Annotated in this window: 22 protein-coding genes and 1 tRNA gene; 14 read left to right on the top strand and 9 right to left on the bottom strand. The window is 72.4% G+C overall.

The features are described 5' to 3' along the window. Nucleotides 1-40: 40 nt before the first annotated feature. Together AB0I29_RS12805 and AB0I29_RS12800 are read right to left on the bottom strand one after the other, a co-directional pair. Nucleotides 41-1,381 carry a C39 family peptidase gene (locus tag AB0I29_RS12805; RefSeq protein ID WP_357481931.1) on the bottom strand — a complete coding sequence of 447 codons (1,341 nt, stop codon included), beginning with the start codon at nucleotides 1,379-1,381 and terminating at the stop codon, nucleotides 41-43. A 112-nt stretch (nucleotides 1,382-1,493) separates the two neighbouring features. Then, the gene (locus AB0I29_RS12800) at nucleotides 1,494-2,618 is read right to left on the bottom strand and encodes a LacI family DNA-binding transcriptional regulator (protein WP_285100941.1); all 1,125 of its coding nucleotides are present in this window, start codon (nucleotides 2,616-2,618) and stop codon (nucleotides 1,494-1,496) included. A 111-nt stretch (nucleotides 2,619-2,729) separates the two neighbouring features. Between AB0I29_RS12800 and AB0I29_RS12795 the strand changes: the two genes are divergently transcribed. After that, nucleotides 2,730-3,968 (top strand): MFS transporter, encoded by a 1,239-nt coding sequence (locus AB0I29_RS12795; RefSeq protein ID WP_357481928.1) that lies wholly within the window; start codon nucleotides 2,730-2,732, stop codon nucleotides 3,966-3,968. Nucleotides 3,969-4,124: 156 nt separating this feature from the next. Beyond that, nucleotides 4,125-5,333: a UDP-N-acetylmuramate dehydrogenase gene (locus AB0I29_RS12790; RefSeq protein WP_285100945.1), complete on the top strand. Its 1,209-nt coding sequence runs from the start codon at nucleotides 4,125-4,127 to the stop codon at nucleotides 5,331-5,333. 65 nt (nucleotides 5,334-5,398) lie between these two features. Here the strand turns inward: AB0I29_RS12790 and AB0I29_RS12785 are convergent, their stop codons facing one another. Both AB0I29_RS12785 and AB0I29_RS12780 read right to left on the bottom strand, forming a co-directional pair. Continuing rightward, on the bottom strand, nucleotides 5,399-6,370 hold the full coding sequence (locus tag AB0I29_RS12785; RefSeq protein ID WP_357481926.1) for a L,D-transpeptidase family protein: 972 nt from the start codon (nucleotides 6,368-6,370) through the stop codon (nucleotides 5,399-5,401). Between the two features lie 192 nt (nucleotides 6,371-6,562). Continuing rightward, complete coding sequence (locus AB0I29_RS12780; RefSeq protein WP_357481924.1) at nucleotides 6,563-7,636, bottom strand: adenosine deaminase; 1,074 nt, start codon at nucleotides 7,634-7,636, stop codon at nucleotides 6,563-6,565. Nucleotides 7,637-7,819: 183 nt separating this feature from the next. Between AB0I29_RS12780 and AB0I29_RS12775 the strand changes: the two genes are divergently transcribed. Then, complete coding sequence (locus AB0I29_RS12775; RefSeq protein WP_357481921.1) at nucleotides 7,820-9,754, top strand: serine/threonine-protein kinase; 1,935 nt, start codon at nucleotides 7,820-7,822, stop codon at nucleotides 9,752-9,754. A gap of 101 nt (nucleotides 9,755-9,855) precedes the next feature. Here the strand turns inward: AB0I29_RS12775 and AB0I29_RS12770 are convergent, their stop codons facing one another. The 5 genes from AB0I29_RS12770 to AB0I29_RS12750 form a co-directional block, all read right to left on the bottom strand. Then, nucleotides 9,856-10,152: a hypothetical protein gene (locus AB0I29_RS12770; RefSeq protein ID WP_285100953.1), complete on the bottom strand. Its 297-nt coding sequence runs from the start codon at nucleotides 10,150-10,152 to the stop codon at nucleotides 9,856-9,858. Nucleotides 10,153-10,195: 43 nt separating this feature from the next. Beyond that, a complete protein-coding gene (locus AB0I29_RS12765) occupies nucleotides 10,196-10,807 on the bottom strand; it encodes a response regulator transcription factor (protein WP_285100955.1) in 612 nt (203 codons plus the stop codon). Next, complete coding sequence (locus AB0I29_RS12760) at nucleotides 10,804-12,057, bottom strand: sensor histidine kinase (RefSeq protein WP_357481917.1); 1,254 nt, start codon at nucleotides 12,055-12,057, stop codon at nucleotides 10,804-10,806. The genes AB0I29_RS12765 and AB0I29_RS12760 overlap by 4 nt, the downstream gene beginning before the upstream one ends. 223 nt (nucleotides 12,058-12,280) lie before the next feature. Next, a complete protein-coding gene (locus tag AB0I29_RS12755; protein WP_357481914.1) occupies nucleotides 12,281-13,150 on the bottom strand; it encodes an ABC transporter permease in 870 nt (289 codons plus the stop codon). Further along, nucleotides 13,150-14,046 (bottom strand): ABC transporter ATP-binding protein, encoded by an 897-nt coding sequence (locus AB0I29_RS12750; RefSeq protein WP_285100961.1) that lies wholly within the window; start codon nucleotides 14,044-14,046, stop codon nucleotides 13,150-13,152. The genes AB0I29_RS12755 and AB0I29_RS12750 overlap by 1 nt, the downstream gene beginning before the upstream one ends. A 229-nt stretch (nucleotides 14,047-14,275) precedes the next feature. On the opposite strand from AB0I29_RS12750, the gene AB0I29_RS12745 reads away from it, so the two are divergent. The 11 genes from AB0I29_RS12745 to rplJ all read left to right on the top strand — a co-directional run bounded on the left by AB0I29_RS12745 (nucleotide 14,276) and on the right by rplJ (nucleotide 26,326). Continuing rightward, nucleotides 14,276-14,351, top strand: a tRNA-Trp gene (locus AB0I29_RS12745). 101 nt (nucleotides 14,352-14,452) lie between these two features. Continuing rightward, entirely contained in the window at nucleotides 14,453-14,698 is a 246-nt protein-coding gene (secE, locus tag AB0I29_RS12740; protein ID WP_020016096.1) for a preprotein translocase subunit SecE, read from the top strand. A gap of 247 nt (nucleotides 14,699-14,945) precedes the next feature. Next, a complete protein-coding gene (nusG, locus tag AB0I29_RS12735; protein WP_285100963.1) occupies nucleotides 14,946-15,764 on the top strand; it encodes a transcription termination/antitermination protein NusG in 819 nt (272 codons plus the stop codon). A gap of 74 nt (nucleotides 15,765-15,838) precedes the next feature. Then, the gene (rplK, locus tag AB0I29_RS12730) at nucleotides 15,839-16,270 is read left to right on the top strand and encodes a 50S ribosomal protein L11 (protein ID WP_020016098.1); all 432 of its coding nucleotides are present in this window, start codon (nucleotides 15,839-15,841) and stop codon (nucleotides 16,268-16,270) included. Nucleotides 16,271-16,349: 79 nt separating this feature from the next. Continuing rightward, on the top strand, nucleotides 16,350-17,066 hold the full coding sequence (rplA, locus tag AB0I29_RS12725) for a 50S ribosomal protein L1 (protein WP_285100965.1): 717 nt from the start codon (nucleotides 16,350-16,352) through the stop codon (nucleotides 17,064-17,066). 276 nt (nucleotides 17,067-17,342) lie between these two features. Then, nucleotides 17,343-17,975: a sigma-70 family RNA polymerase sigma factor gene (locus tag AB0I29_RS12720; protein ID WP_285100967.1), complete on the top strand. Its 633-nt coding sequence runs from the start codon at nucleotides 17,343-17,345 to the stop codon at nucleotides 17,973-17,975. Then, entirely contained in the window at nucleotides 17,966-18,526 is a 561-nt protein-coding gene (locus tag AB0I29_RS12715) for a hypothetical protein (RefSeq protein ID WP_357481910.1), read from the top strand. Before AB0I29_RS12720 ends, AB0I29_RS12715 begins: the two co-directional genes overlap by 10 nt. A 93-nt stretch (nucleotides 18,527-18,619) precedes the next feature. Continuing rightward, a complete protein-coding gene (locus AB0I29_RS12710) occupies nucleotides 18,620-20,083 on the top strand; it encodes a S8/S53 family peptidase (RefSeq protein WP_285100971.1) in 1,464 nt (487 codons plus the stop codon). Between the two features lie 427 nt (nucleotides 20,084-20,510). Then, nucleotides 20,511-22,709 (top strand): CHAT domain-containing protein, encoded by a 2,199-nt coding sequence (locus AB0I29_RS12705; RefSeq protein ID WP_357481908.1) that lies wholly within the window; start codon nucleotides 20,511-20,513, stop codon nucleotides 22,707-22,709. Between the two features lie 128 nt (nucleotides 22,710-22,837). Beyond that, the gene (locus tag AB0I29_RS12700; protein ID WP_357481906.1) at nucleotides 22,838-25,435 is read left to right on the top strand and encodes a CHAT domain-containing protein; all 2,598 of its coding nucleotides are present in this window, start codon (nucleotides 22,838-22,840) and stop codon (nucleotides 25,433-25,435) included. Between the two features lie 360 nt (nucleotides 25,436-25,795). Then, nucleotides 25,796-26,326 carry a 50S ribosomal protein L10 gene (rplJ, locus tag AB0I29_RS12695; protein WP_285100975.1) on the top strand — a complete coding sequence of 177 codons (531 nt, stop codon included), beginning with the start codon at nucleotides 25,796-25,798 and terminating at the stop codon, nucleotides 26,324-26,326. The last annotated feature ends 60 nt before the right edge of the window (nucleotides 26,327-26,386 follow it).

Genomic DNA, 26,386 nt, shown 5'->3' with positions numbered 1-26,386 from the left:
GTGCCAGAAGGGCGAACATCCCGCACTCAGCGGAGCGGGGTCACCAGTTCGGGGTGACGCCGGGGAGGTTGCGGGGGAGCTGCACGTTCTTCGGGTGGTAGACGTACGCGATGCCGTCCGTCGACGTCTGCCACACGCGCTCGAAGTTCTCCCGCGTGTACACCGAGCGGACAGCCTCGTTGCTCGCCTTGTTCGGGTCGTTGATGATCGGGTCGCCGTCGGCGGTGAACCCGATCAGGGTGACGAGGTGCCCGTTGGTGCCGTAGCCGGCCTCTGGCATCTCGGCCTCCTCGAAGCTGATGGAGAGGATCAGCGGGATGCCGGCCTCGACGAACTTCTCGGCCTCGGCCAGCGAGCGGAGCCGGGTCACGAAGGACTCCAGGCCGAACGTGCTCGCGTAGGCCGCGTTGAACGGCCAGTTGCCGGCACCCTCGTACGTGTAGTCCCAGGTGTTCATCGCGGCGTAGTCGACCTGCGGGTCGCCGTTCGGCGCCTCGATGCCCTCCAGCTCGGAGTCCGGCACCTCGCGTCCGTAGTAGTACAGCACCATCGACGACGACGTCGGCGAGCACCACACCTGACCGCCGCCCCCGAACTCGGGGTACTCGCCGCGGTGGATGTTCTGGCTGAACCGCGGCACGTCCAGCTCGACCGCACGGCCGAGCGTGAAGTCGCTGGTGCCCGTGTAGTGCGCGTCGGGCAGGTACTCGTTGGACATGGTGCTCACGGAGTCGAGCCGCGGGGAGACCCGGGTGCCCTCGGGGCGGTACAGCGTGGCCCGGGTCTGGAACGCGTCCGGCTCGTGCCCGGACTTCGCGACGTACGTGTCCGTGAAGAGGTACGCGTCCGCGTCGGTCTGGCCGTTCACCGACGTGCGGTGGATGTCACCCACGGTGCCGTCGTCGGGCGCGAACTCGTCGCCCGATGCCCAGCGCGCCATCACGAACCACTTGGTCCAGGTCCCGTCGGCCTTGCGGCCGCGGAACTCGACCTCGACCCAGGTTCCCGTGGGGGTGTGCGCGTTCCACGAGCTCACCGACTCGTCGATCGAGTACCCGGTCTCGACGACCGGCGAGGTCCAGCGGCCCGTCTCGTAGCTCACGGGCGTCCCGTCGCCGAACGGGTCGGTGTACTCGACGGTCTCGCCGGCGCCGCGCAGCACGAGCCCGCCCTTGGCGCCCGGCCGCAGGTTGGCGGCCTTGCCCGCGTGGAAGTCGCGTACCCCGTCCCAGGTGGTCAGCGTGATCTGGTTGTCCGACGCCGCCGGCTCGGGCGCACCCGCCACCGGCACGGCGCTCGCCGTGACCCCCGCCTGCACCACGAGCGCTCCCGTCGCCGCCAGTGCGAACACCGTGGTCCGCAGTCCTCTTCGTCTCGACATAGCCCTGCCTCCATGCCTCCGGGCCCCCTCTCGGTGAGCGGGCCGTGGACCCTCCCTATCAGAGCGAGGATCGGGACAGAAGCAATTTAGGCGTCACCCGGGGCTGGGCGTGTCAGCCCAGGTCGGGCACGGGACCCGTCGTCGTGCCCTCGACCAGGCTGACCGGCAGCGTCACCGACTCGGGCTCCTCGCCGGCCAGCAGCGCGATGACGGCCAGGCCGAGCGCGCGGCCCTTCTCGACGAGCGGCTGGTGCACGCTGGTCAGCACGTCGGGGGAGAGCCACGGTAGGTCCAGCCCGTCGAACCCGGCGACGGACACGTCCTCGGGGACGCGCAGGCCGAGCTCGCGTGCCGCGATGACGGCGCCGGCCGCGAGCAGGTCGGAGTGGGCGATGATCGCCGTCGGACGGTCCCGCGCCGGCGCCCACTCGGACAGGATCTCGGTCGCGGCGTCGCGCCCGTGCTCCACGAGCGAGGCGGGCGTCTCCCACGACATGACGGGCTCGATGACGTCGCGCACCCCGGCCAGCCGGTTCCGCGTGGGCGTGCGCTCCGCCGCGGCGAGCCGCTCGGCGTCGACGAGCCCTGACCGCTCGTCCCGCCCGAACGGCAGCGCGATCTCCGCGATCCGCGTGTGCCCCAGCTCGACGAGGTGGCGTACCGCTTCGGCGGCGCCCCGGCGGTCGTCGACGCCGACCACGGGCACGCCGGGTACCTCGTGTCCCTCACCGATCACGACCGGCACGCCTCGGCGCTGGAGCGCCGCGAGGTTGGGGTCGCCCTCCAGGATTCCCCACACGAGCACGGCCACGTCCATCGCGGCCGCCTCGACCAGAGGGTCGACGGCGGGGGGCAGCCCGGCCTCGGCGGCGAGCCCCACGGACTGCGCGGTGGCGCCCTGCGGCATCCCGGGCACCAGCAGCACGCCCAGCCCCTGCTCGCCGATCGCGGAGACCAGGCCGTGCAGCACCTGCGTGGAGACCGGGTCGCGGAACGACCGGCCGAGCTGGTCGCCGATCACCACGCCCACGATCCCGGAGCGTCCCGACCGGAGCTGCCGCCCCAGCGGGTTGGGTCCGGAGTACTCGAGCTCGCGGGCGGCGGCCAGCACCTTCTCCCGGGTCTCGGGCGTGATCGGCCCGGCGCCGGAGAAGGCGAGCGACGCGGTGGACACGGAGACACCTGCCAGCTCGGCGACCTTCGCGAGGGTCGGTCGGCCAACGGTCTGGCGGTTCATCGCGGTTCCTTCTCTCGCATCGGGCACCGGTGGTGCAGGACCCGGGAATCTGCTGGGCTGATCCCAGATTGTGGCTTACGGTCGGGAGATTCAATCGCACCAGGGAGTTCCGTGCCTACTGCACACGCCGCCGCTCGCGCGGTATTCGTCGTCTTCGCTGCCAGTGGGTTCGCCTTCGCGAGCTGGGCGTCGCGCCTTCCCGCGGTGCGGGACGGGCTGGGTTTCTCCGAGCAGGAGATGGGCTTCCTCCTGCTCACGGGGTCCATCGGCTCGGTCGCCGCGATCCCGCTGTCGGGCCTGGTCGCGGAGCGGTTCGGTACGGCGCGGACCGTCCTGACCTTCGCCGGCCTGCTCGTGGCCGGCCTCACGGTCGCCGGGTACGGCGTCGCCACGGACCAGCACCTCGCCGTCCGGGGCGGCCTGATCCTGTTCGGCGTGGGCGCCGGGGTCTGGGACGCCGCGATGAACCTGGAGGGCGCGGCGGTCGAGCAGCGGCTCGGCCGCGCGGTCATGCCGATCTTCCACGCGGGTTTCTCGTTCGGCACCGTGATCGGCGCGGGCCTCGGCATCCTGGCGGCCAACGTGGGCCTCCCGGTCGCCTGGCACGTCGTGGCTGCGGGGGCCGTCGCGTTCCTCTCCGTGCTGGTCGCCACCCGCTTCTTCTCGCCGAGGGTCGTCTCCGCGGCGCTGCCGGACGGCGCGACCGGGGCGGTCAGCGCGGACGGCGCCGACCCCGCGGAGGTGACGCCGCCGCCCTCGGGCGTCGCGGGTCTGCTCGCCGCCTGGCGCGAGCCGCGCACCCTGGCGATCGGCCTGGTGGTGCTCAGTGCCGCCCTCACGGAGGGCGTGGCCAACGACTGGGTGAGCCTCGCGGTCGTGGACGGCTTCGACACGTCCGACGGCATGGGCGCGGTGGGCCTGGCCGTCTTCCTCACCGCCATGACGACCGCCCGGCTGGCCGGGACGCGCGCCATCGACCGGTACGGCCGTGTCCCGGTGCTCGTGCTCTCCGCGCTGCTCGCGTTCGTGGGTGTGCTGACGTTCTCGCTGGTCCCGGTCCTGTGGCTGGCGCTCGTCGGCGTGGGCCTGTGGGGCCTCGGCGCGGCGATGGGCTTCCCGATGGGCATGAGCGCGGCGTCCGACGAACCGCGCCGGGCCGCGATGCGGGTGGCCGCGGTCTCGACCATCGCGTACACCGCGTTCTTCGTGGGTCCGCCGCTGATCGGGCTGGTCGCCCACGAGACGGGCTATCGCCTGGCGGTGCTCGTGCTCCTGGTCCCGATGGTGCTCGGGCTGGTCGTGGCACGCTCCGTGCGGCCGCTGCCGACGGCGGCGGGTGTGAAGAGGTAGCGCGGATCACGCCAGCGGGTCTGCCCAGGCCAGGCCGCGGAAACCAGGGAGTGAACACGTCTGCGGACACCAAAAGGTTCCAGAATTGGCAGACATCACCCACGCCATGTCGAAGATGTGCACAAATCCCACGCTGCGGGTAGATAGGCTTGCACGGTGAGCCCATACCCGGCAGACACCGTCCAGGCACAAGCGGTGGTCCCCAGCCTCGCCGACCTCACCACTCTGCGAGTGGGTGGACCGGCTGCCTCGTACGTCGAGGCCGAGGATGAGGCCGCTCTGATCGAGGCGGTGAGCGCCGCCGACGACGCCGGCGTGCCGCTGCTCGTCGTGGGTGGCGGCTCGAACCTGCTGGTGGCCGACGAGGGTTTCGGCGGCGTCGTGGTGCGCGACGTCCGCACCGGGATCAGCGTCGAGTCGGACGACACCTGCGGCGGCGCCGTGGTCAGCGCGCCGGCCGGCCAGAACTGGGACGAGCTGGTCGAGCGCGCCGTCGACGAGGGCTGGGTCGGGGTCGAGTCCCTGTCGGGCATCCCGGGGACGGTCGGCGCCGCCCCCGTGCAGAACATCGGCGCGTACGGCCAGGAGCTCTCGGGCGTGGTCTCGTTGGTCCGCACCTGGGACCGCGGCGACCGCCGGGTGCGCACCTTCGCCGTCGGCGAGCTGGGCTTCGGGTACCGCACGTCGCTGCTCAAGAAGTCCATGCACGGCGAGGGCCGCGAGGGCATCCGCGGCGAGGGCGACCCGCGGGCGCCCTGGTACCCGTCGCCGCGCTACGTGGTGCTGAACGTCCAGTTCCAGTTCCGGCTCGGCACGCTGTCGGCGCCCGTGGGCTACGGGGAGCTGGCGCGCCGTCTCGGCGTCGAGGTGGGCCAGCGCGCGCCCATGAAGGACGTCCGCGAGACCGTGCTCGGCCTGCGCGGCGGCAAGGGCATGCTCCTCGACCGCCCGTCCTTCGACGGAGAGCCGGACCACGACCGCTGGAACTCGGGCTCGTTCTTCACCAACCCCGTGATCCCCGTGGAGCACCTGGAGCACCTGCCCGAGGACGCCCCGCGCTACCCCGTCCGCTCCGCGACGCCGGAGACGACCACCGGGCCGAGCCTCGGCGCGATCGACCCCACGCTCGTCAAGACGAGCGCGGCCTGGCTCATCGAGCACGCCGGCTTCGCCAAGGGCTTCGGCCTGGCGGGGGAGCACAGCCCGGCCAGGCTGTCGACCAAGCACACGCTCGCGATGACCAACCGCGGCGGCGCCCGGACCGAGGACGTCATCGCCCTGGCCCGCGCGGTCCGCGACGGCGTCCGCGACCGGTTCGGCGTGACCCTGGTCCCGGAGACCGTCCTGGTGGGCGTCTCCCTCTAACGGTCCGCACGTGTCAGGGGCTCAGGTCACCATGGTGACCTGAGCCCCTGACCTGTCGGAGCAGGTCAGTAGACGACGACCGGGGTGCCCGACGGCGCGCCCCAGCTGTCCCAAATCCAGTCCATCGCGCTGTTCGACACGCGCACGCAGCCGTGCGACGCCGGGAACGCCGGCACCGACGCCGAGCCGTGCACCGCGATGCCGCCGGTGAAGAACTTGGGCCGCCACATGTCGCCCAGCTCGAGCCGCGACGCGTACATCCGGTTCTCCTCGCGGTACACCGCGAACGACCCGCGCGGCGTGTACGCCGTGTAGGTGGCGCCCTTGGCCTCGTACGTCTCCCCGTTGCCGGACGACGCGTTGATCACCTTGACGACCGTGCCGTTCTCGACGGCCAGCACGAGCTGCCGGTCGATGTCGATCTCCAGCACCTTGCCCGACGACGTCTGCGGCCGCGGCACCACGCCCTTGTCCGCCGCGGCCAGCGTGGCGTCGCCGACCACGCCGTCCCGGTACAGGCCCCCGGCCTTCTGCAGCGCGAACACGGCCTGCTGCGTCTCGCCGCCGTACGCGTTGTCCACCGACGTCACGAAGTAGCCGAGGTCCCGCAGCCGCTGCTGCAGCTTGCCCACGCGGTCGCTGACCTCGCCGTACTCGATGTAGTCGGGCTTCTCCGGCTCGTCGTCCTTGCCGCCCTTGCCGCCCTTGCCGTCGCCCTTGTCCCCGTCGGCCTCGTCCTGCGAGCTGCCCTTGCCGTCCTCGCCCTTGCCCTCGTCCGCGCCGCTGTCGTCCGAGCCGTCGTCGGCGCCCGCACCGGAGTCGTCCGTGCCCTCGCCGGCGCTCGCGGACGGCGACCCGCTCGGCTCCGGCTCCTCGGACGGCGCGCTCGCGCTGGGCTCCGGGCTCGGGGAGCTCTCCTCGGACGCGGACGGGCTCGGCGAGCTCGTCGTCCGGTCCGCCTCCGCCGGCGGCTCCCGGTCGTCACCGCAGCCGGCGAGGAGGGTCGCCGTCAGCGCCATCACGCCCAACGTGCTCATGACCCTCTTGCCCACGACTCTCCTGCCCGCGTGGTTCGACCTGCTGTGCACAACCCGCATCGTGACTCCTCCTCGGCCGCGCCTGCTGGGGGTGGCGCGGCAGCGCACACACGAGACGACGTCGTCCCCTCGTGAGTGTCCTGTATCTGTAACCGACGCACGTCGGATCAAGATGGTTGGGTCGGTCGATCGTCACCCAATCGTGACTGACCCGCCCGTCGGGAGGACATCCAGGGTATCGGCGGGGTCGGGCGCGAGCAGCCACGCGTCGACGTCGGCCAGCAGGCGCGCCTTGGTCGACGACGACGCCCGGCTGGCCCGGATCGACGAGCTCGCCAGCGCCGCCAGCTCGCTGTCCGTGAAACCGTGCGCGTCCCGCGCGATCTCGTACTGGTCCACGAGCCGCGAGCCGAACAGCAGCGGGTCGTCGGCCCCGAGCGCGATGACGGCGCCCGCGTCCACCAGGGTGCGCAGCGGCACCTCGTCCGCCTCGCCGTACACGCCCAGGCCGATGTTCGAGCCGGGGTTCACCTCCAGCGCGACGCCGCGGTCCACGATCTCCGCCAGGACGCGCTCGTCCTCGGCGGCCCGGACGCCGTGCCCGATCCGGTCCGGGACGAGCTCCCGCAGGACCTCGCTGATGTGGTCCGGCCCGAGCAGCTCGCCGCCGTGCGGCACGGCCGCCAGCCCGGCCCGGCGCGCGATGTCGAACGCGGGCCCGAACTGGGACGTGTCGCCGCGCCGCTCGTCGTTCGACAGCCCGAAGCCCACGACCTCGCCCACACCGTCACCCGCGTACCGGGCGGCCAGCCGGGCGAGCGTGCGCGCGTCGAGCGGATGCTTCATGCGCGACGCCGCGATGATCACGCCCACCTCGATCCCGTGCTCGGCGCTCGCGGCCCGGGCGGCGTCGATGACGATCTCGACGGCCGGTGTGATGCCGCCGACGAAGGGTGCGTAGGACGTGGGGTCGACCTGGATCTCGAGCCGGCCGGAGCCCTCGGCGGCGTCGTCGGCCGCCGCCTCGTGGACCAGGCGGCGCATGTCGGCCTCGGACCGCACGCACGCGCGGGCGGCGTCGTACAGGCGTTGGAAGCGGAACCAGCCGCGCTCGGTGGCGGGCAGGCGCAAGGGGCCGTTGTCGATGAGCGCCTCGGGCAGCCGGACGTTGTACGCGGCTGCCATGTCGACGAGCGTCGGCACCCGCATGGATCCGGTGAAGTGCAGGTGGAGGTGCGCCTTGGGAAGAAGTGCGAGGTCTCGCATCTGCGTAGTGTGGCAAAGCAGTGGTCCGGTGGCAGCCGCGATCGTGATACTCCGCACTACTCACACATCCCGCCGCCCATCTTTGGTGTGCGCGCGCTCCGCTACGTATCCTGAGAAGAACATGCCCCAGATAGCCGAAATGACTGATTTGCTTGATGCGCGACCATGGACACCGGTGAGCCAGTGAACGAGAACAACACGGGTGAGACCGAGGCCGACGCGGCAGACCTCCCGGTGCACGTCGTCCTCGGCGGAAAGTACGAGCTCGTCGACGTCCTCGGCACTGGGGCGACGTTCACGGTCTACGACGCGCAGCGGGTAGCGGTCCCGGAGCCCGTGCCGGGTGACGGCGAGGACTCCGCGCCGGACGCGTCCGGCGACGGTGCGGACGGTGTGGACGGCGCGGGCGACGCCGGTGGTCCGGGCGACGCCCGGGACGCGAGGTCTGGCGAGGCCACGGACGGCGCGCCGGCCGACGGCGGTGCCGGCTCCGAGCCCGATGCGGACGACGGCGGCACCGACACCGGCTCCGACACCGCCTCCGACGTAGCCTCCGACGGCGCGGCCGAGCCCGGAGACGGGGCCGATGCCGACGCGACGGCGGAGATCACCGAGCCCGCGGAGCCCGAGGACGACCCCTTCGACGGGCCCCTCGTGGTCAAGGTGCTGCACCCGCACCTGGTCGACGACCGGAACGCGCGGGCCTCGCTCCAGCGCGAGGTCGACGCGTCGGCGCTGGTGACCCACCCGGGCGTCGTCAAGGTGCTGGACTCCGGCGAGGAGGACGTCGCGGGCGCGAGCGTCCCGTGGACGGTCATGAACCGGGTGCCGGGCATCTCCCTGTCCGACTACGCCGGGGACAGCGGCCTGCCCTGGCGCGACGCGCTCGCCATCATCGACGGCCTGCTGGAGGGGCTCGCCGCCGTGCACGCGGCGGGTCTCGTGCACCGGGACGTCGCGCCGCGCAACGTGATGGTCGACAAGCGGCCGGACGGCACGTTCGCCGTCGGGCTGCTGGACCTCGGGCTCACCCGGCCCGCCGGCGGCGATGGCGAGGGCGCCACGGTGGCCGGCTCGGTCATCGGCATGTCGCCGGAGCAGGCCCGGGGCAAGCCGCTCGACGCACGGAGCGACATCTACGCCGTCGGGGCGCTCGCCTACTACACGCTGACCGGCCACGCCCCGTTCGAGCGGGCGCAGGCGGAGGACGTCCTGCGGGCGCACGTGAACGCGCCGGTCCCCGCGGCCTCGGCGCGCCGCGCTGCCGTCCCGGCATCCGTGGACCGCCTCGTGTCCCGGGCCATGGCCAAGGACCCGAACCGCCGGTTCCCCACCGCCGAGTCGATGCGCGAGACCGTCACGATCCTGCTCGGCGGCCCCGCGGGGCGCATGGGCACCAGCGGCGAGACCATGCAGCTCGGTGTGGGCGCCGGCGGCACCGAGGTGATCGACCCGGTCGCCGGGTCCGGCACGATGGTGCTGGGCCAGGCGGCCGAGGGTGGCGACCGCACCACGCTGGTCGGTGCGGTGGGGGCCGCCGGTGCCGCCGCGGCCCTCGGCGCGGACACCGCGGCGGCCGCCGTGCCGCCCCAGGTGCCGCCGCCGCTGGAGTCGCCGGAGGAACAGCGCACCTTCTGGCAGAAGATGACCACCGGCCGTGGCCGCGTGATCACGATCATCGTGTTCGCGCTGCTCGTGTTCGGCGGCGCGGGCCTGGTGATCGCGAACATGCTGGGCAACAACGGGACGCCCGCGGTCACGCCGAGCGAGAGCCCGTCGACCCATGAGCCGTCGCGGTCGCCCAGGCCGTCGCCGACGCCGAGCGAGACGGACGAGGTGGCACCGCTGCCGGAGTTCACTCCGAGCCCGACGCCCACCCCGTCGCCGACGCCGACCCCGACGCCCACGCCGACTCCGACGCCGACCCCGACGCCCACGCCGACGGACGAGCCCACCGACGAGCCGACGGACGAGCCGACGGATGAGCCGACGGACGAGCCGACGGATGAGCCGACCGACGAGCCCACGGATGAGCCGACCACCCCGATCGAGCCCTCGACCAACCCGACGGGCGGTCAGGCGGAGGGCGACACCACGCTGCCCGCCGGTAGCCGGTAGCCGGTAGGCCGGGCTCAGCGGGTAGGCGCTGGGCCGGCTAGGTCGACAGGCGGGGGACCGGACGGCCCGGGTCGCGACGAACTCGCGACCCGGGCCGCACGTCACAGCTCCTTGAGACGCTCCTTCAGGGCCATCGCGGCGCGCGCCCGGAGCATCGGTCCCTCGGCCTCGTCGTCCGAGCTCGCCTCCGCGACCGTCGCCATGTGCGCCGCGAACCGTGCGTCCGCCGCCGCGAGGGTGGCGTCCGGCGCGGCCCGGTAGGCCTCGGCGACGTCGTCCAGCGCGCCGTCGTGGAAGGTCACGCCCATGGTGTCGATCGGCAGCGCCACGTCGTAGATCGCCGACGCGACCGCCGCCTCGACGCGTGCCGTGATGTCGATTTCGCCCGAGTTGTTCATGCGGGCAACCTAGCGGCAGGCACCGCGCGCCGTCGCCGAAAGGTCAGGCGATCCAGCCGCGCTCCCGGGCCACCGTCACGGCCGCCGTCCGGTCGGCGACGCCCAGCTTGGCGAATGCGCGGAGCAGGTGCGTCTTGACCGTGGCCTCGGTGATGGACAGCTCGCGCCCGACCTCCGAGTTCGACCGGCCGCGGGCCACCAGCGCCAGCACCTCGGCCTCCCGCGCGGAGGGCCGCTCGGCGGCCGTGCGGACCGAGCTGACCAGGCGTGTCGCGACGCTCGGCGCCAGCACCGTCTCGCCCCGGGCCGCGGCGCGCACACCCGCGACGAGCACCGCGCGGGGTGTGTCCTTGAGCAGGTAGCCGGTCGCCCCGGCCTCGACGGCCCGCAGGATGTCGGCGTCGGTGTCGTAGGTCGTCAGCACCACCACGCGCGGCCCCGTGCCGACGATCCCGGCGGTCGCCGCGACGCCGTCCAGCACGGGCATGCGCAGGTCCATGAGCACGACGTCGGGCCGGAGCTCGGCGGCCAGGGACACGGCCTCCTGCCCGTCGGCGGCCTCACCCACCACCTCGAGGTCGTCCTCGACCGTCAGCATGCCCGCCAGGCCCGACCGCACCACCGGATGGTCGTCCACCACCAGCACCCGGATCATCCCGCCACCCCCTGTGTCCCGTCGCGGGCGGGCTCCGCGACCCTGGTCCCGTCGCCCGATCCTGCCTTGCCGTCCGATCCGGCCCTGTCGCGCGGGGCGGTTTCTGCCGCACCCTCGACCGGCACCCGGACCTGCAACGTCGTGCCCGCGCCGGCCTGGGACCTCACCGACAGCGTGCCGCCCGCCGACCGCACCCGGTCACGCATCCCCGCCAGCCCGAACCCGTCGGAGACGTCCGGGCCGAAGCCCCGCCCGTCGTCGGCCACGGTGAGGGTCACCGCCCCCTCGGCCCTCGCCAGGCGCACGGCGACGGCCACTGCCCGCGCGTGCCGTCGCACGTTCGTCAGTGCCTCCTGGGCGGCCCGCAGCAGCACCACCTCGGTGGCCGGCGGGAGCGGCCCGACGCCGTCGGCCTCGAAGCTCACCACCTGCTCCGTCTCCAGGGCGTACCGCTCGGTGAGCCTTCTCAGCGCCTGCGGGAGCGAAGCGTCCTGCAGCGCCACGGGCGCGAAGGCGGCCACCAGGGCACGTGCCTCGGCCAGGTTGTCGCGGGCCGTGTCCTCGACGAGGTGCAGCCGCTCGCGCACGGCGGCGTCGTCCCCGATGTCGAGGGCTGCCGTCGCGGCCTGCGCCTGCATGACCACGCTCGTGAAGCCCTGGGCGAGCGTGTCGTGGATCTCCCGGGCGAGCCGCTCGCGCTCGGCCACGACGCCCGCCTCGTGGTTGGTCCGCGCCAGCTCCGCCTGCGCCGCGCGAAGCTCGTCGAGCAGGCGGGCGTGCTCCTCGGCGCGCCGCATCGCGAGGTGGAACCAGAGCCCCAGGGCGACCGCGAACAGCAGCGTCACCAGCATCTGCGGCACCACGCTGAGCACCACCCCGGGTGCGAAGCCATAGGCGGCGACGATGCCGACCGTCACCGAGACGGCGAGCACGGCACAGCCGATCACGCCCTGCCGGATCGACTCCAGCAGCATCCACACCTGCGCGAACGCGATGAACATCAGGAACGTCGCGATGCCCGCCTGCGACACCGCCACCCCGGTGCCCAGGACCAGCACCACCAGGTAGGCGACGGCGAGCCGCCGCTCCCTGGTCCGCGCGGCCCGTGCACCCCACAGCAGGTACGCGACCACGATCGCGGCCAGCGCCCCGAGCGCGACCACGAGCGGCATCCCGCGCGTGCCCTCCAGCACCAGGGCGGCGGCGGTCAGCGCGACGATCACGCCGAACGCCGCGTCCCACCAGCGCACCTGCTGCTCCCACCCGTCGTTCAGGACGACGGCGCGCGCATCGTCAGCCGGCAGGTCTTCAGGACGGCTTCCTCGTGCTCCGCTGCGGGCGGGTGCCTCGTTCCTCGGCCCCCACCCTTCGCTGCGCCCTTCGTCAGCCGGCAGGTCTTCAGGACGGCTTCCTCGTGCTCCGCTACGGGCGGGTGCCTCGTTCCTCGGCCCCCACCCTCCGCTGCGCCCTTCGTCAGCCGTCATCGTGCCGTCGCCACCGGAACGTCCGGGTGCCGACCACGAGCGCTACCACCAGCCATGCCGCCAGTACAGCAGCCGTGGCGCCGTGCTGCCAGGACCCGGCCGGCTCCGCCGCCGCGAACGCCTCCGGCAGGAACACCGACCGCATGCCCTGAGCGATCCACTTCAGCGGGAAGATCGAGGACAGGTCGAGCATCCACCCCGGGAGCTGGGTCACGGGGAAGAACACCCCGGAGGTGAACTGCAGCACCAGGAGCGGCGTGACCACCACGGCGCTCGCGGACCGGCCGGACCGGGGCACCGACGAGTAGGCGACGCCGCACACCGCCCCTGCCGCCGTGCCGAGCACGAACACCCAGGCGAACGTGATCCAGTGCCCCACGTCGTCCGGCAGGGGCACGTCGAAGGCGAGTGCCGCGACCGCGAGCAGCAGCGCGGTCTGGGCGAGCACGGTGACCAGCGACAGGAACACCTTGCCCAGGAAGTACGACGTCGCGGGCAGGGGCGTGGCGCGCAGCCGCTTGAGCGTCCCGTCGTCGCGCTCGACGGCGATCGACATGGCGAGCGTCTGGTACGTCGAGAGCATGACGCCGGTCGCGATCATCCCGGGCAGGAAGTACTGCGCGAAGCTGACGCTGACACCGTTCGAGACCGCCGGGTCGTCGTCACCGAAGACGGTGGAGAAGATCGCCAGCATGATGATCGGGTAGGCGAAGCCGAAGACCATCGAGTCGCGCTCGCGGACGAACTGCAGCAGCTCCACGCCGCCGCGCACCAGGCCGAGCCGGAGCGTGCCGGGCAACCTCCGCACCGCGCTCGACGCGGTACCGGTGGTCGTGCTCGTCGCAGCAGTCGTGCTCATCACGCCGCCTCCTCGGTGTCGGTCGGGTTCTCGCCGATCAGGGAAAGGTAGACGTCCTCGAGTGTCGGACGGGTCACGGACAGACCGGGTACCTCGCCGTCGGGTCCGGCCGCGGCGATCAGCCGGGCGACGGCGGCGGTGGGCCGGTCCGTGCGCTCGGTGCGGCGTGTCCCGCCGTCGTCCCACGCGACGACCGGCGTGCGGGCCCCGGGCCCGCCCAGGGACTCTGGTGTGCCCTCGGCCACCACGACGCCGTCGCGCACGACGATGACGCGGTCGGCGAGCTGCGCGGCCTCGTCCAGGTAGTGGGTGGTCAGGAGGATCGTGGTGCCGTCGTCGCGCAGCCCGGTCACCAGGTCCCAGAAGGACCGGCGCGCCTCGGGATCGAACCCGGTGGTGGGCTCGTCCAGGAAGAGCAGCTCGGGGCGGCCCACGATCCCGAGGGCCACGTCGAGCCGTCGTCGCTGTCCGCCGGAGAGCCCGCGCGTCCGGGATCTCGCCTTCTCCGCGAGCCCGACGGCGGCGATCACCTCAGCCGGGTCGCGCGAGTCCGGGTAGGCGGCGGCGGTGGAGCGGACCTTCTCCAGGACCGTGAGCTCGCTCAGGTCCCGGGAGTCCTGCATGACCACGCCGATCCGTGCGCGCCACGCGCGCCCGGCCTCCTTGGGGTCCTCGCCGAGCACGGCGACGTCGCCGTCGTCCCGGTCGCGGAAGCCCTCGAGGATCTCGACGGTGGTGGTCTTGCCCGCGCCGTTGGGGCCGAGCACCGCCACGATCTCACCGTGGGCGACGTCGAGGTCGAGGCCGGCGACGGCGTCCTTGAACCCGGTACGGGCGTTGCCGTACCGCTTGCGAAGACCGCGTACCCGCACGGCCTGGGAGCCGGATGTCTGCATGCCTCGAGCATGCTCCGTGGGAGCCTCGTGACGGGACGCCCGTTCGGCTGCACCTCGTGTCCGTCGTCCGGTGGACAAGGGACCTTCCGCGACCTGCAAGGGTCGGTCCGGAACGAGTTCGACCTACGGCCCCGGGTACCGTACAGTTGTGCCTCGGTGATCGATGCTCACCTGATGCCGTGCGCCTCTCCAGGGCTCGTGGTATGGCAAGATCAGGCATCGAACACAAAGGGTAGTGGCGCAATTGGTAGCGCAGCGGTCTCCAAAACCGCAGGTTGCAGGTTCGAGTCCTGTCTACCCTGCCAGCGTGAACCCCAGCGGGGCCGCGCGCAGCGGGCCCACGTGAGTGGACCTGGAACGGCAGTCCGCGCCGCCCGGCGCGCCGGGCCACAGGAGTGGGGTAGCAGTGAGCGACACCGAGGTGATCCAGAGCGCCGCGGAGCGTCCGAGCAAGGGCGGCGGCAACATCTTCGCCCGAATCGCGCTCTTCGTGCGCCAGGTGGTGGCCGAGCTCAAGAAGGTCGTCTCGCCGACGCGCTCCGAGCTCATCACCTACACGACCGTCGTGCTCGTCTTCCTGGTCGTCGTCATGATCTTCGTGGTGGCCCTGGACTACGCCTTCGGCATGCTCGCGGGCTGGGTCTTCGGCTGATCCTTCCTCGCGGATCCGGCGGCTGACGCCGCCGTCGACCGGTCCCGGAAGCGGGTCCGTGTCGGTCCGGGTGCGCCGGACGAGCTCATGGGGCACGCTGCGCAGTACTTCGCTGTGACGGTTCTCGCCCGTCGCTGATTGTCCCTTCGCGGTACTTTCGCGCGACAATGGCCGGACACAGCTCGTAGAAGTACGCACACCCGTGCCGGGCGCAGCCCCGGCGCACGAAGAGAAAGCAGGTTCGTTCGTGTCCCAGGACTCTCTGGACCAGACGGAGAACGTCTCGCCGGCCGACGGCGACGAGACGGCCGTCGACGCGCCCCTGGACGCCGAGAACGCTGACGTGCCTGCGGACGCCGAGACCCCGGCCGAGACCGACGTCGAGCCCGCGGACGAGGATGACGCCGCCGACGAGCGCCCCGTTGACGCCGACGGCGACGTCATCGTGGACGAGGTCGAGGAGTTCAAGCGAACTCTCCGCAGCCAGCTGGGCGACTGGTACGTCATCCACTCGTACGCCGGGTACGAGAAGCGCGTGAAGACCAACCTCGAGAACCGCATCCAGAGCCTGAACATGGAGGACTACATCTTCCAGGTCGAGGTTCCGATGGAAGAGGTCGCCGAGATCAAGAACGCGCAGAAGAAGATCGTGAGCCGGGTCCGCATCCCGGGTTACGTCCTCGTGCGCATGGACCTGACCGACGAGTCGTGGGGCGCCGTGCGCCACACGCCGGGTGTCACGGGTTTCGTCGGGCACACGCACCAGCCGGTGCCGCTGAGCTTCGACGAGATCTACTCGATGCTCGCGCCGTCGATGCTGCCGCAGCCCGCCCAGGTCGGCCAGCAGGCCGCCGGCGGTGGCACGGTGACCAGCAGCGGCAAGGCGCCGGTCCACGTGGACTTCGAGGTCGGCGAGTCGGTGACCGTGACCGACGGGCCGTTCGACACGCTGCCCGCCTCGATCTCCGAGATCAACGTCGAGGCCCAGAAGCTCAAGGTCCTCGTCTCCATCTTCGGCCGGGAGACCCCGGTCGAGCTGGGGTTCAACCAGGTCGCCAAGATCTGATTCGTTCGTCCCCAGCACTTGCAACCGGGTCATCGCCCACGGCGTAGGCCCATCCAACAGAAGGTAGTGAACGCATGCCCCCGAAGAAGAAGGTCTCCGGCCTCATCAAGCTGCAGATCCAGGCCGGCGCCGCGACGCCGGCTCCGCCGATCGGCCCCGCGCTGGGTCAGCACGGCGTGAACATCATGGAGTTCTGCAAGGCGTACAACGCGGCGACCGAGTCGCAGCGCGGCAACGTCATCCCGGTCGAGATCACCGTGTACGAGGACCGCTCGTTCACCTTCATCACCAAGACCCCGCCGGCCGCCGAGCTCATCAAGAAGGCCGCCGGTGTGGCCAAGGGCTCCGCGACGCCGCACACGGTCAAGGTCGCCTCGATCACCAAGGACCAGGTCCGCGAGATCGCCACGACCAAGCTGCCCGACCTGAACGCGAACGACCTCGACGCCGCTTCGCTGATCATCGCGGGCACCGCCCGCTCCATGGGCATCACCGTCTCGGAGTGATCCCCCCGGGGCTCCCGCCCCGGACGAACCACCACGAGTGGCAGGGCCGCACGGTCCGCTACGACCACAAGGAGAGAAAATGGCAAAGCGCAGCAAGGCGTACCTCGCCGCCGCGGAGAAGATCGACAGCGAGAACCTGTACTCGCCGCTCGAGGCCATCCGCCTCGCCAAGGAGACCGCCACGGTCAAGTACGACGCCACCGTCGAGGTCGCGTTCCGCCTGAGCGTGGACCCGCGCAAGGCGGACCAGATGGTCCGCGGCACGGTCAACCTGCCGAACGGCACGGGTAAGACCGCCAAGGTCATCGTGTTCGCCAACGCCGCCAAGGCGGAGGAGGCCCGCGCGGCCGGTGCCGACGAGGTCGGCGGCGACGAGCTGATCGAGAAGGTGGCCGCCGGCTACACCGACTTCGACGCGGCCGTCGCCACGCCGGACCTGATGGGCAAGGTCGGTCGCCTCGGTAAGGTGCTCGGTCCCCGTGGCCTCATGCCGAACCCGAAGACCGGCACCGTGACCATGGACGTCACCAAGGCCGTGTCCGACATCAAGGGCGGCAAGATCGAGTTCCGTGTCGACAAGCACGCGAACCTGCACTTCATCATCGGCAAGTCCTCCTTCTCGGAGGCTCAGCTGCTGGAGAACTACGTCGCCGCGCTCGACGAGGTCCTGCGCCTCAAGCCGTCGTCGTCGAAGGGTCGCTACATCAGCAAGGCGACCATGACCACGACGATGGGCCCCGGCATCCCGCTGGACCAGAGCAAGACCACCAAGCTGCTGGAGGAGCTCTCGGCCTGAGCCGAGCTCTCCTGAGCGCAAGAAGGCCCGCATCCCGCAAGGGGTGCGGGCCTTTTTGAATTTTCATCAGAACCATGTATCGAACCGGGCCCTCGCGCCTCTTGTCTGATGGGCGGCAGGAAGCCGACGTGAGCCGAGGAGAGAGGGGAGTGCCTGGTGGGCACTATCTTCGACCTCCCCGGATCCGCGAGCTCGGCCGTAGACTCGGTTGGTCCAAGTGCTCCACGTCCGGTAGGTGACGTGGAAACATCCGCCAGCAGAGAATCCCGTGGTGCAATGACAGGATCAAGGGAGGCCCTGCCCGACGTCGACGGGTCCGGTCTCACGCTCGGCGATCGCGCAGCGATCGCGCTGACCGAGTACCGTGCCGGCAACCGCCAGGCGCTCGGCGACCTGGTGCGCGAGGCGACGCCGCTGCTGTGGCACACGGTCCGCGCGCAGGGAGTCGACCGCGACGCAGCGGACGACGTCGTCCAGAGCACCTGGGTGGCCCTCGTGCGGCACGCCGAGACCATCGCCGAGCCGAAGGCCGTGCTGAAGTGGCTCCTGGTGACCGCGAAGCGGGCTGCCTGGGAGGCGGTGCGCAAGCACCGTGACGACGAGAAGCGCCGTACCGAGCTGCCGGACGACAGCCCCGAGCATCCGATGGCTCTCCCTGCCAACGATCCACCACCCGACGCCGAGGTGCTGCGCGACGAGCGCGACCGCATCCTCTGGACGTCGCTGCAGAAACTGCCCGGACGCTGCCAGGAGCTGCTGCGTCTGGTCTCGCTCGCCGACCGGCCGGACTACCGGTACATCTCGGCAGCGATCGGAATGCCGATGGGTTCCATCGGTTCTACTCGTGGCCGCTGCTTGGCGAAGCTGCGGACCATCCTCGATGAGCAAGGGGACTTCTCGTGGACCTGACGCCGGAACCCAACCAGGACGACGAGGCCGTGGGGCGCCTCTCGTTCGACCCGAAGGGCGTGCTGGACGCCGAGGACGGTGCCGTGCTGACCCGCCTCGCCCGCGCGGTCGGCGCGGTGGACCCGGTGCCGGAGGGGCTCGTCGAGCGGTCGTTGTTCGCGATGACGCTGGCCGGGCTCGAGGCCGAGCTCATGGAGGCCGTCTACCTCGACGCGCCGCTCGCCGGCGTCCGCGGGGCCGCGCAGGCCGCCCGGGCCGACGACGCGGCGCCCGCCGAGGCGAAGACCATCACCTTCACGCACGACTCGCTGACGGTGATGATCACACTGTCCCCGTCCGCCGGCGGACGGGTACGCATCGACGGCTGGGCCGCCCCGGCGGCCGGCCTGGACGTGGAGCTGCACCGGCCGGGTGTCGACGTGGTCTCCACGGAGTCCGACGAGGACGGCCGGTTCTCCTTCGACGCGGTCGAGCGCGGCCGCGCGAGCCTGGTGGTCCGCCGGACCGACGGCGGCGGCGGGGCCGTGAGCACGCCGATCATCGAGCTGTGAACTGCTGAACCACTGAGCTACCACCGTGTGTGATCCGGCCGAGGGGCGCGGCGGGGTCTGTCGAGCAATCGTTGTCAATGGAGAGGTACTGCCGTGAGCGAGCCCATGCCCGAAGAACTTCGCGTACGGGACCATGCCGGAGGATGGCGGCCGGTCCGGGAGCTTGATCCGGCCGAGGCGAACTGCCGGCGGGACGTCCGGCTGGCGCCGACACGCTACGTGGCGGACAGGCTGATCGTGCGGGGCACACCGGGGGAGGACGACAGCCTGCTGGCACTGCTCCGTGAACGCGCCGCCGACCGGGGCCTGTCGCTGGAGACCGAGGAGCTCACGCCGGCACCCATGCGGTCGGAGGTGCCGCGTACGGGGGTGGCGCTGCATGTGGCCGCGGGCGGTACCGAGGACGCGGACGTGTGGGACCTGCTGGACGACGTCGCTTCGCGAGCTGGGGAGGGCGACCGGAAGCGGATCGGTCTGGACCATGTGCTGCAGGGGCATCGTGCCAAGCCGGGTGTCGGCGTTCCGGGGGACCGGGAGCCGTCTCTGCACGTCGGACCGGTGCCGAAGCGAGTCCTTGCGGCCGGGCCCGTGCCATGGGTCTCGGCCGACGGCGTGCAGCGCCCTGTGGTCGCCCTGGTCGACACCGGGATCGGTGCTCATCCGTGGTTCGACGGCTCGCACGTCGTCATTCGTGACGCTCAGATCGACGGGAGCCCGATCGGTACATTCACCGAGGACGAACCCGTGTCGGGTCATGAGCCGGCCACCGACCTCGCGCCCTACGTGGGACACGGGACCTTCATCGCGGGGGTGGTGCACCAGATGTGCCCGGATGCCGCGATCCTGCCTGTCCGCGTCATGTACACCGACGGCGAAGTTCGCGAGTGGGACCTCGTCCGCTCGCTGGAGCGGCTTCTGGAGTACCACCTGCGCGGGCTCTCGGGCGTTCCGGGCTATACCCCGGTCGACGTCGTGGTGCTGGCCCTCGGTTTCCAGCCGGAGTTGCTCGACGACGACTACGAGGGCGTGCTGCGCGGTTCCCTGCGAGACCTGCGGCGGGCCGGAGTTCTCGTCGTCGTGTCCGCCGGCAATGACGGCGGCGAGCAGCCGGTGTTCCCCGCGGCCTGGGCGCCCCATGTGCGCCGGGTCGACGGCCGTGCCGAGCCGCTGGAGCCTGCCGACCTGCGCGCCGACTACACGCCGCTGCTGGTCGTGACCGCCGCTAACCCGAACGGCACGCTCGCAGACTTCGCCAACGACGGCCCGTGGGTGACCAGCGTGCGTCCCGGCACCAACGTGCACAGCACCATGCCGGTGACCGCCGACGGTGCGCTGGAGCCCCAGGAGGTATCCGCTGGGGGTCGCGAGTCGGTGGACCCGGACGACTTCACCGGAGGTTTCGCGACATGGAGCGGAACCTCGTTCTCCTCGCCTGTCCTGGCGGGGGAGCTGGCCCAGCACCTGCTGAACGCCCGTATCGCGGAGAGTCCTACCAATCGGGTTGCCGCGGCATGGGAGGCTGCACACCAGGCGACGGGACTGCCGATCCCGCACTGACGATGACGAGGTAAGCGTGGAGGCGACCACTCGCACCAGCCCGTGGACGCGATTGTTCGAGCGTCTGGACGTCGCTCGGGATCTGCACGCACGCGCGAAGTGGTCAGCCGCGGAGGCGGATTTTCGTGTGCTCCTCGCGGACCTGGAGGAATTCGACCCCGACGGGCTCGAACCGGCGGACCAGGCGCAATGGGCCGAATTGATGGTGCGGAGCTTCCTGGGGCTGTCGAACCCTGTCCATGCCCTGGCAGGGTCCCTGGGCGATGCTCTCGCGCTCTGTGACCGAGCGGCGGAGATCGAGCGCGCGGTCCCAGACCCCTCGATGGCGAGCCTCGTGTTCGTCCAGCGAGGGGTCCTTTACTCGCGAGCAGGGCAACCGAAGCAGGCCCTCTGGAATCTGACACAAGCTCTGCGGGCCGCGGATCTTGTGGGGCACCGCGACCTCGCCACCACCTTCCTCAATCGCGGGGCCGTCTACAGCGAGCTCGGGGACTTCTCCGACGCGCTGAGCGACTACGAGGCGGCTCACGAGCACGCGGCCGCGCTGGGTCACTCCCAGTACATTGCGTTCGCGTTGCACAACATCGGGTACGCCAGATACACCCTGGGCAACCTGCCCGGCGCGCTGGAGTCGATGGAACGGGCCGTGGACGCCGACCCGGAGTGGGACGACGGCATCCCGGAACTGGGACGCGCCGAGGTGCTCTTCGAGAGCGGACTGCTGGCGGAGGCTGAACAACTGCTGGCCACCGCCGCGGTAAGGCTGTCGCGCGCGGTCCTCCGGCTCGAGCACGCCGAGTCGGAGTGGTTCAGAGCGAGGGCCTTGATGGGGCTCCTACGCTTCGACGACGCGCGTGCCCAGGCAGCCCAGGCGCGTCGCCGGTTCGAACGTGGCGGGCAACGGTCGATGGCCGCCCTGGCCCGGGTCCTCGAGCTCGAGGCGTCGCTCACGGAGGCCGTGCGGCTGTCCGGCGGGCCGTCACGAGCGATTGCCCGTCGCGGGGCCAGAGAGGCGATGACCGTCGCCGCGGCCGGCGACGCCGCCGGCCCGACGCTCGGCTACCACCCGGGACATGCGGCCCGGCTGGTCGCCGCCCGGTGGCTCGTCCTGGCGGGCGACCTCGACGCGGCCCGCGGCGTGCTCGCCGAGCTACCCCGTGGCATGTTCAGTGCGCCGCTCACCATGCGGGTCCAGCACTACACCGTCCAGGCGGAGCTCGCGTTCGCGACCGACGATCGCGCCAGAGGCCTGCGCGCCGTCCGATCAGGCCTCGGGTTGCTCGCCGACCATCGCAGCAGGCTCGGTTCGGTCGAGTCGGTCACGGCCGCCGCCGCGCACGGCGTCGACCTGACCCGCGTGGACGTCGAGGCGGCGGTGCGCACCGGCAGGCCCGCGGTGCTGTTCGACGCGCTGGAACGTGGCCGCGCGACGTTCGCCGGCGCGGGCCGAGTCACCCCGCCCGACGATCCCGAGGCGGCGGCTCTCCTGACCGAGGCACGCGGACTGCTGGCCAGGGCGCGAGAACTCGGTGCGGGGGAGTCGAAGGAACGCGAGCGGCTCACCCGCCGTGCGAGTCGCATCCAGGGTGAGGTCCGGGAACGCTCCTGGCGGCACGCCGGCAACGCGGGCGCCGTGCAGCGTCCGGCCACCGCTCGCGAGGTGCGCGGCGTCCTGGCAGCGGGTAGCAACGGATCCGTCGTGGCGAGCTTCCTCGTCATCGACGACGTCCTGCGCTGCGTCCGCGTCGATGCCGCTGGCGTCACCACCGTCGACATCGGCCCGGCCGACGACGTGATCGAGCGGGTCCGCCGCCTCTCCGCCGACTTCGCCATGGCCGCCAACGACCTGATCCCGGCACCCCTGCGCGCCGCTGCGACGGCGTCGCTGGCGCGCAACCTCAAGGCGCTCGACACCGTCCTGCTCGCACCCCTGCACGCCGACGGCGACCTCTACGTGGTCGCCCGGGAGCCGCTGCTCAGCGTGCCGTGGGCGGCACTCCCGTCCCGGGGCGGGCTGCGCACCTCCGTGAACTCGTACGTCGCGCGCGGCCGCACGCACGCGCGGCCTACAGGTGAGCGCAAGCTGCTCGCCGCGGCCGGCCCCGGTGTGCGGCACGGCGCGGCCGAGGCCCGCGCCGTCGGGCAGCAGTGGCCCGGCGCGACCGTGCTGACCGGCAAGGACGCCGTCACCGAGCAGGTCCGCACCGCCCTTGCCACCCACGACGTCGTGCACCTGGCCACCCACGGCCAGCACGACGCCGACAACCCCCTCTTCGCGAGCATCGACCTCGTAGACGGCCCGCTGTTCGCCCACGAGCTCGACGGCACACCGCTGCCCGGCTCGGTGGTCATCCTGTCGTCGTGCGAGGTGGGCGGTTCGTCCCAGGTGCTCGGCGGCGAGCTCCTGGGCCTCACGTCGGTGCTCCTGCGCCTGGGCGCACGCGCCGTCATCGCATCCGTCGCCAAGCTCTCCGACGAACTCGCAGCCCGCGTCATGCCCCGCCTGCACGCCCACCTGCGCGAGACCGACGACCCGGAGGCGGCGCTCGCGGCCGCGCTCCGCGACGTCGCCGAGCCGGTGCCGCTCGTCTGCTTCAGCTCGGTCGAAGGCCTCGCCGCGGGCTGATCCCGTCGGCCTCACCCACCGAACCCCTGACCTGCGCGGTTGCTCCGGGCGATGACAGGCCACCCCGTGCCCCGCTATCGTGGCCCGCCCGGCGCCCCCGTGGGGCCCGGTGAGGCGAGGGGGCAGGTATGTGGCCGGAACTGGAGGCGGAGCTGCTGGCCGCGCGGGAGCTCAACTCCCGGTCGCGGCCCGGCGACGCCCTGCTGCGGTTCCGGGACGTGCTCGACCGGCTCCGGGTCGTGGACCTCGGCGCGCTCGGTCCCGCGGACCGCGAACGCTGGGCCGAGGGCATGGTCCGTTCCCTGGCGGGGGAGGCCGTCGCCGTCCACGCCGTCGAGGACACGCTGGACAAGCCGCTCGCCCTCCTCGGCGACGCCGACGCCCGCGCCGACGCCGCCCCGCCACGAATCCGCAGGCGGCTCGCCGCCGTCGTCGACGGAAACCGTGGCCTGCTGCTGCAGCGCTCCGGCCGGCTCACCGACGCCGTGGCCGCCTTCAACCGGGTGCTCGCGGTCGCGGACCAGCTCACCGCACGCGACTACGCGACGGCGCTGCTCAACCGGGGCGCGGCCGCCATCGAGCTCGGCCGGCTGGACGCGGCGCTCGCCGACTTCGACGCCTGCCACGAGGCCGCGGGGCTGGCCGACCTGCCCGGGATCGCCTCCCTCGCCCTGCACAACACCGGGTTCGTGCGGTACGCGCTCGGCGACCTGCCGGGCGCGCTGCAGGCCATGGCCGCCGCCCGCGCCGTCGACCCGGAACGCGCCGACGGCGTGCTCGACATCGGCCGCGGCGCCGTCCTCTACGAGGCGGGGCTGCTCGAGGACGCCGAGCAGGTCCTCACGCAGGCGATCTCCCGCATGGTGGTCCCGGGCCGCGCGCACCATCGCGCCGAGGCCGAGTACTTCCGCGCGCGCTGCCTCATGGCGCTGCACCGGTGGGACGAGGCGCGGACGGCGGCGGCCTTCGCCCGGCGCTACTACGCCGGCGTCGGCCACCCACAGCGTGCCGCCGTCGCGCGCGTCGCCGAGCTGGAGGCGATCCTCCTGCCGATCCGCCGCGGTGAGGCCCCCGTCCCCGACGACGCCCGGCGCCGTGCCGAACAGGCCATCCAGGCCGCCGAGGCGGGCGACGAGGTGGACCCCCTGCTCGGGCAGCGCCCCGGCCTGACGGCGCGGTTCGTCGCCGCGCACTGGTACCTCCTGGCCGGCGACGTCGCCGCCGCGCGCACCGTGCTCGACAACCTTCCCGCCGGCATGGCCGACGCCCCGCTGTCCACCCGGATCCAGCGGCAGACCGTCCTCGCGCAGCTCGCGTTCGCGTCGGGCGACCGGGCGGCCGGCATCGAGGCGGTGCGCACGGGACTCGAGCTGCTCGCGGACCATCGCGTGGGGCTCGGCTCGGTCGAGTCCGTCACCGCGGCCGCGGCGCACGGCGTGGACCTGCAGCGGACCGACGTCGAGGCCGCCCTGCGGACCGGCCGGCCGGACTGGCTCTTCGAGGCGCTCGAACGCGGCCGGACCACGTTCGCCGGGATGGGTGGCACCGTCGCGCCGGACGAGCCCGCGGTCGGAGCGCTCGTCACCGAGGCCCGCGGGCTCGTCGTCCGGGCCCGCACCCTCACCGACCAGGACAGCGCCGCGGAACGCGCCCACCTGTTCGAGCGGTCGCGCAGGCTCCTCGCGACCGCACGCGAACGCGCCTGGCACCGCACCGGCGCCGAGGACGACGTGGCCGAGGACCGCCCGGCCACCACCACCGAGGTCCGCGAGCTGCTCGCCGCCCGCGACGACGGCGCCGTCGTCGCCAACTACCTGGTGCTCGACGGCGTGCTGCGCTGCGTCCGCGTCGACGCGCACGGCGCGCGCACCGTCGACCTCGGACCGCTCGCCGAGGTCACCGAACGGGCGCTGCGCGTCCGCGCGGACTTCGGGGCGTGCGCCAACGAGCACGTCCCACCGGCGCTGCGCGACGCCGCCCGCCGCTCCCTGAGACGCAACCTCGACGCGCTCGACCGGCTCCTCGCCGTGCCGATGCACGCCGACGGCCCGCTGTACGTCGTGGGCCGGGAGCCCCTGCTCAGCGTGCCCTGGACGGCACTCCCGTCCCGGCACGGCCGCCGCACGACCGTCCGGTCCTACATGGCGCGCGGCCGGGCCCACCCCCGGCCGGGGCGCAGGCACCGGCTGCTGGCCGCGTACGGCCCCGGCGTCGCCCTCGGCGCGAGCGAGGTACGGGCCGTCGGCGCGGTATGGCCGGGAGCCACGGTCCTCACCGGCGCGGCCGCCACGACGGCGACGGTCCGGGCCGTGCTCGCCACCCACGACATCGTGCACCTGGCCACCCACGGCAGGCACGACGCCGACAACCCGCTCTTCGCCTTCGTCGACCTCGCCGACGGCCCGCTGTTCGCCCACGAGCTCGACGGCACACGGCTCCCCGGATCCGTCCTGGTCCTCTCGGCCTGCGAGGTCGGCGGCTCGTCCCAGGTGGTCGGCGGCGAGGTGCTCGGCCTGTCCTCCGTGCTCCTGCGGCTCGGCGCCCGCGCCGTCGTCGCCGCCGTCGCCCCGCTCTCGGACGCCGTCGCCGCCCGCGTGATGCCCCGGTTCCACGCCCACCTGCGCGCCACGGACGACCCCGAGGCCGCGCTCGCCGCGGCGCTCGCGGACGAGCCCGAGCCGGTGCCGCTCGTGTGCTTCGCGTCCCTGGAGGGCCTGGGCCGGTGACGGCCGGCGGACCGCGGTCGGCGGGCTGCGCGCGAACGGCGTCGTCCGCCGTGTGGCGCAGGCCACCGCTCGCTGCGTGCGGCCCTACGCGCGGAGCCATGTATAGTTCTCGGGTAACCCAAGACCGCCGGTCGTCCGACGCTGCCCGCTCGCAAGAGCACTCTGCTTGTCAGAGCACAGGGCGGAAGAAGACCGAAGTCCCGCTGAGAGCGGGGGCCTGCGCAGGTGACGAACTCGAGTGCGGGTCTCCCGCACGAACCGAGCCCCGTGCGCCTGCGCCGGGGCTCTTTTTCTCGTTCCGGGGCAACGCCCGAGGCTCATGCCTCCGGGGACGGTGGTACCACCACCGGAAGGATTGCCATGGCGAGGCCGGACAAGGCAGCCGCTGTCGCAGAGCTCGCGGACAAGTTCCGCGACTCGAGCGCAGCCGTGCTGACCGAGTACCGCGGGCTCACCGTCGCGCAGCTCAAGGAGCTGCGTCGGTCGCTCAGCGGCAACGCAACCTACGCCGTGGTGAAGAACACGCTGACGGGGATCGCGGCCAAGGAGGCCGGTGTCGAGGGTCTCGACGCCGACCTGAAGGGCCCGTCCGCCATCGCATTCGTGACCGGGGACCCGGTCGAGGCTGCGAAGGGTCTGCGTGACTTCGCCAAGGCGAACCCCGCACTGGTCATCAAGGGCGGCGTGCTCGACGGCCGCCCGATGTCCAGCGCGGAGATCACGAAGCTCGCGGACCTCGAGTCCCGCGAGGTTCTGCTGGCCAAGGTGGCCGGCGGTCTGAAGGCCACGCTGACGCGTGCTGCTTACGCCTTCACCGCCAAGCCCGCCCAGGTCGCCCGTGCCATCGATGCCCTGCGTCAGAAGCAGGAATCGGAGGGTGCTGCCGCCTGATCAGGTGGCAGCGCCAGTTCACACCCCCCTGCTTCTCGCGGGCCGGCACCGGCCCGCGAA

This window comes from Promicromonospora sp. NPDC050262 (assembly GCF_040655935.1).
Taxonomy (GTDB): Bacteria; Actinomycetota; Actinomycetes; order Actinomycetales; family Cellulomonadaceae; genus Promicromonospora.
The sequence above is the reverse complement of the archived record's forward strand: the minus strand, read 5'-3'. Positions and strand labels throughout refer to the sequence as shown.